Origin of the sequence: Candidatus Nitrosocosmicus agrestis (genome assembly GCF_008389435.1) — an archaeon.
Taxonomy (GTDB): Archaea; Thermoproteota; Nitrososphaeria; order Nitrososphaerales; family Nitrososphaeraceae; genus Nitrosocosmicus; species Nitrosocosmicus agrestis.
In genome coordinates this window covers 1-14,258 of record NZ_VUYS01000023.1, presented here as the reverse complement: position 1 = coordinate 14,258, position 14,258 = coordinate 1, and the positions used below count along the sequence as shown (strand labels likewise).

Sequence of the window (14,258 nt, the reverse complement as noted above, 5' to 3'; positions counted from 1 at the left end):
CCTAACCCATACTGGCTATGATAACTTAAGTTTTTCGATTCATATCCACATTATCTCCGGAATACGACGATTCACTTTAGCACAAAAGGTCAGAAATTCCACTCAAATTGGATAGATATTAGATAAAACTAGTTGGTTTGAATATGGATAGACTATAATACCAGTTTAGTTAGTTGCTTAAGTTAACAAGACATCTGTACTAGCCAGAAGGGGTTAACTCAGAGGTTTGTTGCTAAAAATGGACCAAAATCCATTGACCACATGGTTGTAAATTTGGATAATTGCAACAGAGAGTAAGAAAGAAAATAATAATCACATCAAGGTCAGTTGAATGTGTCATTAACTCGGTGCAAGAGTATTAATTCTTGGCATACTCGATTACAAAAAAAGAAAAGAAATGGTAATTCATTTTATAGTCACGTGACACATCAAAACATCAAATAGTGAATCTTATCTCATCCCAATCAACAAAAATGATGGATTCTTCTAATTTTTTATGTCAATTCCTGTAAATATTGTTTATATAAGATTTGGTATATAGATATATTAAGGGTGATTAATTCTACTTTTGTGTCTCAAGTGACACAGGTATTTTTCTCTTAAAAAAAGAAAATATAACAAATCAATCTCCAAAAATAAATAGGAAGATCTATGTGTTTATATAATATGTTTTATAATATTTAAAAGTTATTGTTATTGTTATCACTCGAGTTGGTTGGTTAGTATAAAATTCTTTCACTTAAATTAAGAAATACAAACAATCACATCCATTTGATTTGAATCAGTACGTTTTTCTCGGCACTGTTATCTTAGGAATTAATCATCTCCTTGTTATAATGCGTGATAAACAGGTTCATCCAATTTCTTACATGCTTTAATTTGCAGTTCTTTATTCTGCAAAGAAAATTGTCATCAAAATATTCTGTTCTATTATGGTATGCTGTATTTTCCTTCCTTTCAATAATGTTTTCTCTTCTTTGCCAAAAAAAGAATTAAGATGGTGTTTTAGCTCCAGAAACGAACAATCGGGTACTATGTATCTATATCTATAGATACTAGGTGTTTTAGGTAATCTCTGACGACAACTCCTGACAGAAACCTCTCACTTATCAACAAACATGTTTCTTTAATTATATTTGGTATGAGCATTAATCCGTTGTATTGCCCAATTGCAATCCATAACCATGTAAATTCTGAACCACTCTTTAGGATGGTCTAGTCTATAATGTATTCTGATATTTTTCTTTTGTTTGAGGATACCTTTCTGAAATGACATCTATGAATCCATTTCCAGACAGATACGCGACTTTTCTTAACTATGTGAAGATATCAAAATGCCTTGACAATGTTTCTTAACGATAAACCAAGAAAGTACAAATACAAACCAAAACTAATGTATGCTAAATATGTTCTTTGTTTCTATTGGGCTATGTTAACTTGAAGTAATTTTTCAAATGTTTCCCAATATTTCATATGGATTAGAATGAATGATATTAGAACATATGGTCTGAAATCGTGCTTAAAATGCAGACAATCATGTCGAAAGTGACTAGTGTAGTCCAATGGCGTTTCAAACTTGCTCTGCTTCAAACGCTTAAGTCAACAGCTATGTAAACTTATACATACCTCCTTTCTGTAAACTGATTGTACTTGCTTTGAATCCATGTTTTTTTGCTGTAATTACAGGTCCAGTCGCACACAGCTTTACCGGTATCCTGTTCATTTTTAAATGTGGAATTGTTTATTGCTGCTTGTCTGTGCATCCACATCCACCACCTTACCTCTATTAGATTATGTTCAGGAGATCTCGTTTGAAGAAATGCCAGACGTATCCTTGGATAAAACTGGCTAGATTCTGTTTTACTTTGTTTGATTTATGTATTGATACATTATCCAGTACCGAAAATATCTGTTTGATACTGTTATTGTATTTTTGTTCAATTCTTTTTATAAAGACTAGGAAATGTTTTCCAGTTTTGCTTTGTTTGTAACCGTGCGTCCACTTCTGATTGTTGGTATGGTCATAGACACCAAACACATTCTGCATACCTTTTATCTTCTGGGCCTTGAATACCTTTGAAAAGGTGGTGGATGTCCAAGAGTACCTCCGCAGGTCTTGGCTACTATCGGTCCTTTCACCTCATCTTCGTAAAGAAGGACGGAATTGGATGGCATATTTTCATACCTTAAATCTTCACTCTTTTTTTCAAATGGTATTCCGGATCCCGGTTATTTCCCAATGTAATCTTTGACTGCCTGCAATTTATCCCATGCTTGAGAAGTATGTTTCTAATCTCTGCCGGTCTTATAGTATCTACAAAGTTTATCTCTTTGGAGACATAGCTTGCTAGTACCCTCAAAGACAGCGTGAAGAAGGGTAGTCCGTACTCTTCTCTTGGATTTTTGGTCGCCATATCCACTATCTTTTCTCCATCTCTGCAGTTATCTTGACTGGTTAGTGTCTGTGTATTTTTGATACTATTTCTTTGATACCTTGTTCATTGAATCGATACATTCTTTCATTTTCTGATGTTGATGTCATGTCATGATTGGTTGCCATTCTTATTTCAGCAACTGCATATCATCCACCCTTTGGTAAGATGATCTTGAAACGGTAACCGGATTCTTCATTATCTTGCAACATATCATATAACATGTTTCCTTCGTCATCTGAAAGCAATCTGAGGAACGTATCCCTCATGATGAGGGTAATTCTAGAGGGTAAGCTAAAGGTGTTGTGGTATAATGTTTAAACGAACACTGTTAGTTTACACAAAGATACAGACTATCTTTTGTACAACTGTTAAAAGAGCCTTCTATTGATAACCAAAATTAAAATAGGAGAACTTCATGGTATTGGTTCATCCTTAAGATAACAGAGCCCAATAATTAGATGAAAGAATTATAAGCAAAAACTGTACCACAAGTATTAATAATAATATTGAATTCTTTTCTGACTGAATTAAATGATAGAATCCTCTTATTCGATGGCGCAATGGGTACAGAAATTCAAAAGTATTCACCCACAGAAAGAGATTATCTAGACAATAAAGAAGGATTTAACGATAGCTTGAATTTTAGCAGACCTGAATGGATAAAACAAATTCACCAAAATTATATCCAGGCAGGCTGCGATTGTATCGAAACTAATACTTTTGGAAGCAATACATTGAAGCTGAAGGAGTTCGGAAACCAGTATAAAACAGAGGAATTTAACATACAAGCTACAAGAATTGCAAAGGAGGCCATGAAGGAAGCAAACAAGGAAGTCTATATCATCGGATCAATGGGACCAACAGGTTTTTTGCCAAGTTCTAATGACTCAGATCTGGGAAATATCTCTCTCAATGAGATCGAAGAAGCTTATTTTGATCAAGCCATTGGTTTAATCAGCGGAGGTTGCGATGTTCTTTTAATTGAAACGGGACAAGATGTCTTAGAGATGAAATTGGCGGTAGAAGGAATTTTTCGAGCATTTAAAAAACTGGAAAAATCACTTCCTTTAATTTCAAATGTTACCCTTGATCAATACGGTAAGATGCTCCTTGGGACGAATGTACAATCAGCTTATACCACCTTAAGTAATCTTGGAGTCGATCTTTTTGGACTTAATTGCTCCACTGGTCCAATTGAAATGACCCCTAGCATACACTGGTTATGCGAGCAAAAAGAGATCCCCATTTTAGTAATGCCAAATGCGGGAATGCCCATTAATGAAAATGGCCAAGCAAAATATTTAATGTCTCCAGAAGAAATTTCTGCAAAATTGTCTGACTTTGTTAGCAAATACGAAATGATAAGAATTATAGGAGGATGTTGTGGTACTTCACCAAGTCATATTCGTAAACTTCGATACATGTTGGATGAAAAGGAGCAATTTGTGAAGAGTCATAAGTCTTTCGAATCTAATTTATAGGCTCCACCTAAAATATATGGAAATATCACCCGTGATAACAAAATGAAGTTAAAATACAATAATAATCCTAAAGTTTCTTCCTCATTAAATTGCGTAGATTTATTTCAAAACCCAAGACCGTTAATAATAGGAGAACGACTTAATTCTCAGGGTTCAAAAAAAGCGAAACAGATGGTCTTAGCTGATGATTTTGATGGTTTGATCGAAATTGCAAGGTATCAAGTTGAAGATGGAGCTCACTGTATTGACGTTTGTGTCGCAACTACCGAGCGGTCAGATGAAAAATCTTTCATGCAGAAACTAGTAAAAAGGCTTAGTCTAGAGATAGAGGCACCACTGGTTATAGATTCTACAGATTCTGCAGTTGTTGCTGCGGCATTACGACAGATACCTGGTGTTCCTATCATCAACTCAATTAATCTAGAAGGTGATGGTTCCAGGTTTAAAGATATAGCGCCACTCATGGTAAAATACGGAGCTCCTGCGATTTCGATGTGTATAGGACCACATGGAATGGCCAAGACTTGGCAAGATAAAGTGAATGTTGCTGGATTGATTCATTCAAAGGCACTTGATAGAGGAATAAAGCCATGGCAACTTATTTTTGATGTCCTTACTTTTACCCTCGCCACTGGGGAAGAAGAATACATCAATTCTGCTTTTGAAACTTTAAATGGGATTAAATTTGTAAAAGAAAAATTTCCAAAAACCCTTACTACACTTGGATTGAGTAACGTGAGTTTTGGTTTGCCCGCAAACGCAAGGAAATTCTTAAACTCTGTTTTTCTATATCATGCAATTAAGAATGGTTTAGATACAGTCATTATCAATCCCAAGGACATAATTCCATATCCTCAGATAAGTGGATCCGAAAAAAGCAAATGCGAAGATTTGATTTTTAATACACAATCTAATGCACTATCGGAGTTAATTTCTCACTTTACCACAACGAGTAATGGAAAACGTACCGCTGGCGAGATGGTCAAACCTTCCAGCAGTATGGAAATAGATCCGGCTTGGAATGCCGACAAGAAATGTTACTTCAGGATAGTAAATAGAATAAAAGAAGGCATTGAGAATGATGTAGCTCTATCCATTTCATCCAAAAAGATATTAGAGGCAGAGGTGAAAAAAGTGAAAAATATTTCAAGTAACGGGGTAGAAAAGATTGAATTAATAGGGGACAAAGAAAAGCTTCATCAAGCCGCGGTTGAAACTCTTAATGAAGTCCTCCTGCCTGCGATGAAAGAGGTAGGTGACAAGTTTGGATCTGGGGAATTAATACTGCCATTCGTATTAAAATCAGCTGAATGTATGAAGGCGGCCGTTGCTGAGCTCGAAAGATATCTAATTAAACAGGAAGGAATTAGCAAAGGAAAATTAGTCCTTTGTACCGTTTATGGCGACGTACATGACATAGGAAAGAATTTGGTCAAAACTATTTTTGTCAACAACGGCTATGAGGTACACGATTTGGGAAAGCAGGTTCCAATTCCAACCATCATTAACAAGATTAAAGAGGTAAAAGCAGATGCCGTTGGTCTTTCTGCTCTCCTGGTTTCAACTTCTAAGCAAATGCAATTATTTTCAGACTTTGTTAGAGAGAATAAAATTGAAATTCCTGTTCTTTGCGGTGGGGCTGCTATTAACAGTGATTACATCAACAGAATTGCCAAGGGTATAGGGGAGCAAGAAATTTACCGACCGGGTATCTTTTATTGTAAAACAGCATTTGAAGGGCTCAAGATAATGAATAGTCTGATGGGAGAACAGAAAGAACAGTTTATGTCTACTTGGTATGAAAAACTCTCTAAATGGAAGGAGAAAAAATATGAAAATTCAAAAAGCAAAGAAGCACAACAAATGAACAGCGATGTCAAACCTGTCAGAAATAAACCAATACCCCCCTCTTTAAACAAAATTTATAGGTTCACAAATAAGCAACTTGATTTAAACGAGATTTGGACATATCTTAACAAAAAATCTCTCTTTGTATTGTCGTGGGGTGTTAGAGGGAAAACCGCGTCGGATTTGAAAGAGAATTTTGATGCTTTACTTGAAGAATGGAAATTAAAAGTAATACAAGAGAACCTATTCGACCCCCAGGCGGTGTATGGCTATTTCAAATGCAGAAAAGTTGGAAATAATGACCTATTAGTCAAATATACTAATGAGAAAGGAGAAGAAATAGAGCTCAAGTTTGAATTTCCCCGGTCTTCTAATCAGCAACACCTTTGTCTCGCAGACTACTTTGATTCCGATTATGACGACTTTGTAGCATTTCAATCGGTAACAATGGGACAGAAAGTAGCCAAGCTTATAGAAGAATGGAATCAACAAGGCCGATATACGGATGCTTATTACCTGCATGGACTTGCTGTGGAATCAACAGAGGCACTTGCAGATATGATCAATTTCAAAATTAAAGAAGAATTAAATTTAAAAGAGTCAGGCGGAGGTTTAAGGTACAGTTGGGGATATCCAAGTTGTCCTGATATAGCCCAACACTTTATGGTATGGAAGTTAATTAACCCTTCACTCAATGGTATGACTTTAACGGAAAGTGGTCAGATAGATCCCGAATATTCGACTGCCGCCATTGTGGTGCACCATCCCAAAGCACAGTATTTTACCTTATAACTTTGATTGCTTAATTACCCTAACTTTATTAGAGCGTAATAGTTTTTGCATGTTAATGGGTAAAGTAGAGAAGGGAGTAACTTGTAGTGTGAAAGGGTGTGAAGAATCGGCTGATAGATCAATGAGTTTGGTTAAAGCCAGAATGTCTCAGGACTTGGATTTTGACATTTCAAAAAAAAGGGTTTATCTGTGCAGAGTACACTACAAAGACTGGAAAAAATCTTCTAAAACAGATAGAGAGACAGAAAGAATGCGCTGGGATTAATCGTTATGGAATCAATCCGTTTTTGAAAAACAAAGATACTCAATTTTTTTAAGGCACATTGTTATATTGAAAGTAAAAATAAACAGCTTAAGTAATGCAATATGAAAAAAGTAATAAACAGCTAATGGCGACATTAATTGTTAGCGAGTTGATTTAGTGTATGGCTTTAAGTAGTGTGCCCAAGTTTGTTAAAAAAAGTGAATTAGATAATAAACGTTGGTTCGTTAGGGCATTGCTATTGTCAGCAGTATTAACGATATTGTTTACCAAAGCATATCTGACTTTTTACGTTATTGACTTAGGAGTAGGCATTTACAGCATTCTTACCTCTTTTGTACTCTTCAACATCCTTTTTATTTCGTATTTTAGATACAAAGATCCATACCTGAAGGTTTTTGATAAGAAAATCCCTGATACAGAAAAACCACTTGTTTCAATTGTAGTGCCAGTGAAGAATGAGGAAGTTGACATAACTGACTGCATCCAATCATGTCTTGATCAGACGTACGAAAATAAAGAGATTATTGTTATTGATGATGGAAGTACGGACAAAACAGGTGAAATCTTGGATCGGTTAAAAGAGCAAAACAAATCTGCGAATCTTAGGATAGTTCATTTGGAAAAAAGTGTCGGCAAAAAAAAGGCAATTGAAGCTGCTAGCAAAATAGCAAAAGGAGAAATTTATGCGTTTATGGATAGTGATTGCGATATGGCTCATGATGCTACAGAGAAGGCAGTTCAAATCTTTTATTTTGATAGACAATTGGGTGCGATAACCGGTCATGGGAGAGTAAAAAATCGCCATGCCGGTGGTTTTAGGGATCACTTTTTGGAAAAGCTACAAGATGTTTATGCAGACGGAGCCTGTCGTGCCCAAAAGGGGATGGAAAGCGTTTTTTCATCGGTGACTTGTTGTGCAGGTTCATTGAGCTTTTACAGGAGAGATGCAATACAGGACTTTATACCCCAGTGGGCAAGAGATAGATTTTTGGGAATGGAATTTAAATTTGCGACCGACAGGAGAATGACTGCCCATGTGCTTGCAACCAGGCCACCCGGATTTTCTTCCACTGCCACTACCAATAAGACCAAACAATCAGTTTCAATTTTAACCGGCGATTCTTCCACATCAGCGGCATTAGGTCAGGATAAAGGGCATATCGAGGTTAAATCAAGTTTTGAGGATATGGAAGTCAACGGATACTGGAAAGTATTATACTCTTCTCATATTCGTGTAAATATTGGAGTTCCGCCAACCCTAGATTCATTAATAAAACAGCAGGTACGTTGGAGAAAGAGTTTTATAAGAAGCCTATTTGCTGCAGGAGGAATTTATTGGAAGAGACCGTTTTATGTAGCACTTCTATATTATCTTCAAACCGCAATGAAATTTATTCGTCCATATATAGTAGCTTCAACTGTAGTATTTTTGCCTTTGATGGGTGATTATACAACTCCAATTGTTTGGTTTGCGGGTGTTTTGTTTACGGGGATGATCTACGCTGTTGATTTCAGACTACGTAACCCAGGAGATCGCAATTGGCTATATAGGCCATTTTTCACGCTCTTGTCGACTTATGTTTATACATGGCTGTTGATATATGCAGCAATCACCATAAAGAAAACAGGCTGGAGATAAAAATTGGAAGCAAAAATATTTTATAGGCAGGTTTGCTACTTTTGACTACACAAATAAAAGTAAAGTATCTCGACGTTGTCTTAATTGGGATGGGCATGTTCATCGGCTTTTGTGTGATATTGATGCATTTAACTGGCATGTGGCCATGTCAAATATTGAGTTCAACAGGAAATTTCGTCAATATTGATAATTTTCAAACCGCTAAGGATCCATTCACCTCTTTTGCTTATGCCTCGCATCAATGGCTATTGGGATTCTTTAAGTGCAGTTGAGATGATGTTAAAGTATCTGGGATTGGATCCAAGATATGATAACAAAACTATAAATTTATTCAAAAGATAAACTAGACTCTACATGTATTGCTAGTAACCAAATCCTTTCCGACATAATTTATCTTATTTCGCTCATCTAATACAATCTCCTCAAAATATCTCAAGACAGTAATCTCTGAGATTTTCGGCTGGGTTATAGACTTGCCTTCAACAAGATCTATTATCATTTTTGGAAAATTAGCGCCAGCAAGAGTAGTAAAAATTGTTCCTCCACCCAGCCTCGGATTAATCTCTACTAACCTGAAATTACCGTGTTTGTCCTTTTTCATTTGGATGCATGATGGCCCTATAATTCTTAGTTTTCTAACTATTTTCATAGATTCCTCTATAAGTTGAGGTTCCATTACAATTTTCCCTTTTGTGGAAATCCCACTTTTTGTTTGAAGTCTGATTCTAGGAACTGCAATGATCGGATTGCCATCAAAATCACTCATTATATCGATTGTGTATTCATCGCCAGGTAAGTAATCCTGATAAATCATATTAGAATATCTTGAGCTTACAAATTGCAATTCTGATTTATCGTTAACTTGAAGTACATCCCTACTACCTTTACCATATCTAGGTTTAGCTATAACTGGAAATGATGTAATTTCTTCAGGATTTAATGTTGTAAATGGCAGTTCAAAGTTCTTACTCAAATGATTAAAGGTGTAAATCTTATCTCTACAAATCTCTAGAATTTTTCTGTCGCTTACCACTGGATAAACTCCATGCTTTTTTAATTTTGATTTGTGTTCACTAAATGGAAAAATATCATAGCCGGATGAAGGCATCAAAACCTCGACACTATACTTATCTATAATATTCAGTAATACCTCGATATAATCATCTGCCTCTGCCTCTGGGATTACCTCATAAAAGTCAGAAAGGAAAAAACCAGCCGATAAATTATTAGAGTCAGTAGATAATATCTTTCCTCGAAATTCTGCTAATCTTAAGGATTTGATTGTATTAATTCCAGCAGGTGCAGAGGCTCCGGGTATTAATACTGTTGATATTTTTCTACGCAATCGGCATCCGTTTTAATACAGTTGTTTTTGTTAATGATATAAATATTTTTGAAGCAAACAATTGAGAATAATTATTAAAGATAACCTAGTAACTTTTTTACAAAATAATGATAATAAATCTGAAAGAAGATCTGCACATACACTGTAATTATAATGACCACAGCGACGTTGATTTAACCATACCTAATGTCATAAAAAGAGCAGAAGATTTAAAACTTGAGAGAATAGCCTTTACTGAACATGTACGGAAATCATCCGAATGGACTAGAAGGTATCTAAATGAGTTGGATCAATACTCTCAAGTGACAAACATACAAGTGCTAAAAGGTTTTGAAGCAAAGATTCTACCTGACGGTAGTATTGATTGTCCTGATGAATTTATTTCCGATGATTATTTCATAATTGCGAGTTTTCATAAAAAGTACGATAAGGAGATATGGTTGAATTCCTTGCTTCAAGCAATTAAGAATCCTTGTGTCAATGTTATCGGACATTTGGCTCCCGAAGCTGAATTTACCTTAGATGATGAACAAATTTATAATATAGGCAAATCATTAATCGAAAACAATAAAATTATTGAGATTAATGCAAAATATATACGTCCTCCTTTGAATTTTTTAGAGATTTTTATCAAATTAGGAGTAAAATTTCATGTTGGAAGTGATGCTCACAGGTTAGAAGACATAGGTGATTTTAATAGAATAATGCATTTGATAAATTTTATAGAAAAGTAATAAGATATAGTTAAAAAGAAACTTAAATAGATATTATTGATTAAAAGGTTTGGGAAGTAACACGGTAGCCACTATTGACGGTCAAAGCAGGTTCAATGCAATATTTTCAAAATATCTGAACTCCTCTGATTCGGATATCAGCAAATTTGTAGAGTCAATCCCGTCAAAGTTCGATCAAGCTACTGATGCTTTGAGAGACTATCCTTGGACACAGCCAAGTGAAGCGGTATTATCAAACAGGCAACGCTTGAAAAATGCAGTTACAAAATTCCACAATAGGGCTGGCACTCTTAATGACAAAATATTGGGTCAGATCGAATTATTAGATTATGAGAAATCTAAAATTTATGTAGGTATTCATCAACCAAATTTGTTTGCTTTTAGTGGAGTATTTAAAAAAATAGTACTCCTTCAGGCCTTAGCTGATCATTCCAAAGATAATGACTTTAAGATAATTCCTCTATTCTTGGTAGTAGACCATGATTTTATGGACGATAAGTGGATGCATATTGCCAAACTTCCAAGCATTCGTAGTGCATCAGGAATTCTAGATTTGAGATATCCCATTAATGATACTAAACGATGGAAGATATCCAGTAAAACAGAACCACCCACTCGTTCTTTAATAAAATCATGGGAAAATATTGTTTATAACTGGATAAAAAACAGCAATAATTTGTCAAAACCCCAGTTAAAAAAATTATACTCGCGCTTTGAAGTATTCTGGAGACTGGTTGAACATTCGGCAACGGTGGCAGAAAACTACGCAGAATTTAATTCAATAATAATGTCCAGAATTGCAAATGAAATATGGGGTTACAATACAATATTCGTTAATTTATCGGATCTGTCTTCAGTGTTTGAACGAGGATATAATTTCTTATTGTCAAATAATGAGGTTTATTTAGAATCATTAGACAAATCAGAAACATTTTTTAGAGAGAGAGGAATTTTTACTGGCGTAAGCGCAAATCTTAATAAGCATTCACCCCTCTGGCTCCACTGTTCTTGCGGCAGCAAGGCATCTTCAAAAATAATGGTAAACGATGACCAATGTATATTGATCGGTCGGTGCATATCATGTAAAAAATATTTGTCATTAGCGATCGGCAAGACCTCCGATATTTCCATCCCCAAAGACAAAATACAAATGGTTTCACCCCGGGCGATCCCCATCTTGTTGCTTTTATCAAGAGAATTATCAATTACAGGTTATATTTCTGGAACAGGTGGAAGTATTGGATACACTATAGTGGGGAAAAAGGTGTTTGATGATCTGAAGGTGTCGCTTCCAATTATGGTCTTATGGGCAGGAACGGATGTTTATTCAGGTATTGGTCAAAGAGAAGCATCAGACTATCTTTCCGAAAATTCAATTAGTAACGTGTCAAATTTTCTAACTGCAAAAAACAAAGAATTTAATGATCTGAAAGATAGAATCAAACCGCTCATTTCGAGGAGAAATCTAATATACAACGACGAAGAAAGCTTAAGGAAATTGCTTGATGAGTTGTTTAGATACAAACAGGAACAGAGGGCAATAAAAGATACTTTGAAAAATGTTCAGAAATCTAAAAATGCGTTAAAATTAAAATCATGTATTATTGATTATGCGGTCAATTTAGGGTTGGAGCATGCTGAAAAGGAGTGGTCCAGTAATTTGGTTAAAAACAACGATCTGACAAAACCCGTCCTGATAAATTAACATTTCTCTTCCAAGATATCAATGAAAACTGTTAAAGTAATGGTAACATCGGCTGGTGGTATTGTAGCTCAAGGTATAATCAAATCATTAAAATATCACAACGGATCAGAAGGTAAAAAACAACACAAATACAAAATTTTGGGAACTGACATAAGCTATGATGCAGCGGGGCTGTATCGCTGCGATAAATTTGCCATAGTAAAGAAGCCGGACCAAAAGGATTACATACGAAATTTAATAGATATATGTTCACAAGAAAAAATTCATGTAATATTTATTGGCTCAGACATAGAACTTCCAATTCTTTGTAAAACCAAGGATTTGCTCGAGGATAGGACTGGGGCCAAAGTAATTACCAGTCAAGAGAATATTGTAGAAATGTGTAGGGACAAATATTTAACTAACGAATTTCTTATTAAAAACAACCTTAATTCGATCCCCACATGCTTGCCGGCGGAAGCAGATTTGTTTTTGGAGAAAAATCATTTTCCATTGGTTGTAAAACCCAGAGAAGGTTTTGGCTCGAAGCTTCTCAGCATTGTACGTAACAAGGATGAGCTTGAGTTTGCCGTAAAGACTATTGAAAAGATAGGATGGAGACCAATGGTACAAAAATACCTGCAGAATGATGCATTAGAGTTTACAACAGGTATTACCCTTAATTATTACACCAAAAAAATTATGTCAATCATTACTTTAAAAAAAATATTAAAGCATGGTCAAACATACAAAGCATTCATTGACAGATATCCAAAGGTAGAGAAAATTTGCAGGGAAGTAGTAGGAAAACTCGGCGCAGTTGGCCCCCTCAATATTCAAACTAGAATTGATCCTGATGACAATAAAATCAAGATAATGGAAATAAATCCACGATTCTCAGCATCCTGTCCTATGAGAACAACCGCAGGCATAAATGAACCTGATATAATGATTAGAAATATTTTATTTAAAGAGAAAATAAAAATTAAAAAATATAGACTACTTGTTTGTATGCGATATTGGGAGGAGACATATGTGGATCTGGCAGATTACAATAAAATTAGATCAAACAGAACTAAAATAAAGAGTTTAAAATCAGAAAAGTTAAACTATTTCTAAAATCTCGATTAATTTATGAATTTATGTTCTAGATCAATCCCTTAACTTTTTGTTAAATTTTACCATTTTGAGATTCTAATTACTTCAAATGCCTCCGCATACTTGCAATTTAGTTGATAACCTCTATAGGCAGCTCTACCAATTATAGCATCTATCCAGATAGGTCCGCACCTGACCTGTTGGGAATCAAAACATTCCAGAGCAGATTTCTTAGGATCAATAAAATCAGTTATATCTATGAAAAGTTGAGACCTGAAAGCTTGCTCAGTTATTCCACCAGGAATAGTAGTCTCATACATATAGAGATCAGTAGTATCCCTACTACCAGAAATTACTGATTTCGTAAGAGCCTGATGATCCTGGTGAGAATCCCCAATCCATTGAGTAAAAACTGCCACAGGTTTATAATCTTGGATATACTTGTCTATAGTTCCAATTAATGATCTGCTATGCGTCATTTGTTCGGGCGGTAAATCCAAGAAATCCGGTTCCGGACATCCCATTACCTTTGAAGATCGAACTGCCTCCATTCGCCTTTCTTCTTTTTTATCATTTTGTGTAAAATTGGGTAGGGTAGCAATGACCAGTTTTACATTAAACCCTAATCTCGACAATTTAGTAACGGTGCCTCCCATACCAATTTCTAAATCATCCGGATGTGCCCCAAATACGAGGATGTTTTTTGATTTCCCTTCACTAGTCATTTAAGAAATCATCGAATTGCCTTTATTATTTCGCAGTTAGTTTCCTTGCATGACTCTTTTGACTCGTCAAAGTTATGGAAATAAACCCTATAATCCTCATCAATTTCCATGGCAGCTTGAAGTATCTTGCTCTTCATTGTGTTAGATGAATTGATAAACATCTTTGTATCCTTTGGTAGACAGTGTCCACCAATTCCATCTCTTGGTTCAAG

Annotated in this window: 14 protein-coding genes and 1 pseudogene; 8 read left to right on the top strand and 7 right to left on the bottom strand. The window is 35.3% G+C overall.

From position 1 onward, the window contains the following. Window positions 1-1,616 precede the first annotated feature (1,616 nt). Genes F1Z66_RS15670 through F1Z66_RS13180 form a run of 4 tightly spaced genes read right to left on the bottom strand, consistent with a single transcriptional unit; the run spans window position 1,617 to window position 2,420 of the window. The gene (locus F1Z66_RS15670) at window positions 1,617-1,763 is read right to left on the bottom strand and encodes a hypothetical protein (protein ID WP_159357597.1); all 147 of its coding nucleotides are present in this window, start codon (window positions 1,761-1,763) and stop codon (window positions 1,617-1,619) included. Window positions 1,764-1,786: 23 nt separating this feature from the next. Further along, window positions 1,787-2,113 carry a transposase gene (locus F1Z66_RS13185; RefSeq protein WP_149864097.1) on the bottom strand — a complete coding sequence of 109 codons (327 nt, stop codon included), beginning with the start codon at window positions 2,111-2,113 and terminating at the stop codon, window positions 1,787-1,789. Next, complete coding sequence (locus F1Z66_RS16300; protein ID WP_255437928.1) at window positions 2,053-2,175, bottom strand: hypothetical protein; 123 nt, start codon at window positions 2,173-2,175, stop codon at window positions 2,053-2,055. The genes F1Z66_RS13185 and F1Z66_RS16300 overlap by 61 nt, the downstream gene beginning before the upstream one ends. An 11-nt stretch (window positions 2,176-2,186) precedes the next feature. Then, on the bottom strand, window positions 2,187-2,420 hold the full coding sequence (locus tag F1Z66_RS13180; RefSeq protein ID WP_149864096.1) for a hypothetical protein: 234 nt from the start codon (window positions 2,418-2,420) through the stop codon (window positions 2,187-2,189). A 521-nt stretch (window positions 2,421-2,941) separates the two neighbouring features. On the opposite strand from F1Z66_RS13180, the gene F1Z66_RS13175 reads away from it, so the two are divergent. From F1Z66_RS13175 to F1Z66_RS13155, 5 genes are all read left to right on the top strand, one after another. Further along, window positions 2,942-3,916: a homocysteine S-methyltransferase family protein gene (locus F1Z66_RS13175; RefSeq protein ID WP_230207566.1), complete on the top strand. Its 975-nt coding sequence runs from the start codon at window positions 2,942-2,944 to the stop codon at window positions 3,914-3,916. A 42-nt stretch (window positions 3,917-3,958) separates the two neighbouring features. Next, the gene (locus tag F1Z66_RS13170) at window positions 3,959-6,556 is read left to right on the top strand and encodes a dihydropteroate synthase (protein ID WP_149864095.1); all 2,598 of its coding nucleotides are present in this window, start codon (window positions 3,959-3,961) and stop codon (window positions 6,554-6,556) included. A gap of 55 nt (window positions 6,557-6,611) precedes the next feature. After that, window positions 6,612-6,821, top strand: coding sequence for a hypothetical protein (locus F1Z66_RS13165; protein WP_149864094.1), 210 nt, complete (start codon window positions 6,612-6,614; stop codon window positions 6,819-6,821). 160 nt (window positions 6,822-6,981) lie between these two features. Beyond that, window positions 6,982-8,460, top strand: a complete 1,479-nt coding sequence (locus F1Z66_RS13160) for a glycosyltransferase family 2 protein (protein ID WP_149864093.1) — start codon at window positions 6,982-6,984, stop codon at window positions 8,458-8,460. 41 nt (window positions 8,461-8,501) lie between these two features. After that, entirely contained in the window at window positions 8,502-8,732 is a 231-nt protein-coding gene (locus F1Z66_RS13155; protein WP_149864092.1) for a hypothetical protein, read from the top strand. Window positions 8,733-8,803: 71 nt separating this feature from the next. On the opposite strand, the gene F1Z66_RS13150 is transcribed toward F1Z66_RS13155, so the two are convergent. Continuing rightward, window positions 8,804-9,805, bottom strand: a complete 1,002-nt coding sequence (locus tag F1Z66_RS13150; RefSeq protein ID WP_149864091.1) for an ATP-grasp domain-containing protein — start codon at window positions 9,803-9,805, stop codon at window positions 8,804-8,806. Window positions 9,806-9,912: 107 nt separating this feature from the next. On the opposite strand from F1Z66_RS13150, the gene F1Z66_RS13145 reads away from it, so the two are divergent. The 3 genes from F1Z66_RS13145 to F1Z66_RS13135 are packed head-to-tail and all read left to right on the top strand — an operon-like array spanning window position 9,913 to window position 13,342. Continuing rightward, window positions 9,913-10,539, top strand: coding sequence for a PHP domain-containing protein (locus F1Z66_RS13145; RefSeq protein ID WP_149864090.1), 627 nt, complete (start codon window positions 9,913-9,915; stop codon window positions 10,537-10,539). 49 nt (window positions 10,540-10,588) lie between these two features. Next, on the top strand, window positions 10,589-12,244 hold the full coding sequence (gene bshC, locus F1Z66_RS13140) for a bacillithiol biosynthesis protein BshC (protein ID WP_149864089.1): 1,656 nt from the start codon (window positions 10,589-10,591) through the stop codon (window positions 12,242-12,244). Between the two features lie 21 nt (window positions 12,245-12,265). Beyond that, window positions 12,266-13,342: an ATP-grasp domain-containing protein gene (locus F1Z66_RS13135; protein WP_149864088.1), complete on the top strand. Its 1,077-nt coding sequence runs from the start codon at window positions 12,266-12,268 to the stop codon at window positions 13,340-13,342. Window positions 13,343-13,401: 59 nt separating this feature from the next. On the opposite strand, the gene F1Z66_RS13130 is transcribed toward F1Z66_RS13135, so the two are convergent. Further along, complete coding sequence (locus tag F1Z66_RS13130; RefSeq protein ID WP_149864087.1) at window positions 13,402-14,046, bottom strand: PIG-L deacetylase family protein; 645 nt, start codon at window positions 14,044-14,046, stop codon at window positions 13,402-13,404. Window positions 14,047-14,054: 8 nt separating this feature from the next. Further along, window positions 14,055-14,258 (bottom strand): annotated as a pseudogene (locus F1Z66_RS13125) (hypothetical protein); the annotation flags it as partial.

Coding starts and splice junctions, on each gene's coding strand:
- F1Z66_RS13145 (WP_149864090.1), top strand. CDS start 9,913: ATGATAATAAATCTGAAAGAAGATCTGCACATACACTGTAATTATAAT.
- F1Z66_RS13165 (WP_149864094.1), top strand. CDS start 6,612: ATGGGTAAAGTAGAGAAGGGAGTAACTTGTAGTGTGAAAGGGTGTGAA.
- F1Z66_RS15670 (WP_159357597.1), bottom strand. CDS start 1,763: ATGCACAGACAAGCAGCAATAAACAATTCCACATTTAAAAATGAACAG.
- F1Z66_RS13135 (WP_149864088.1), top strand. CDS start 12,266: ATGAAAACTGTTAAAGTAATGGTAACATCGGCTGGTGGTATTGTAGCT.
- F1Z66_RS13130 (WP_149864087.1), bottom strand. CDS start 14,046: ATGACTAGTGAAGGGAAATCAAAAAACATCCTCGTATTTGGGGCACAT.
- F1Z66_RS13160 (WP_149864093.1), top strand. CDS start 6,982: ATGGCTTTAAGTAGTGTGCCCAAGTTTGTTAAAAAAAGTGAATTAGAT.
- F1Z66_RS16300 (WP_255437928.1), bottom strand. CDS start 2,175: ATGCCATCCAATTCCGTCCTTCTTTACGAAGATGAGGTGAAAGGACCG.
- F1Z66_RS13170 (WP_149864095.1), top strand. CDS start 3,959: ATGAAGTTAAAATACAATAATAATCCTAAAGTTTCTTCCTCATTAAAT.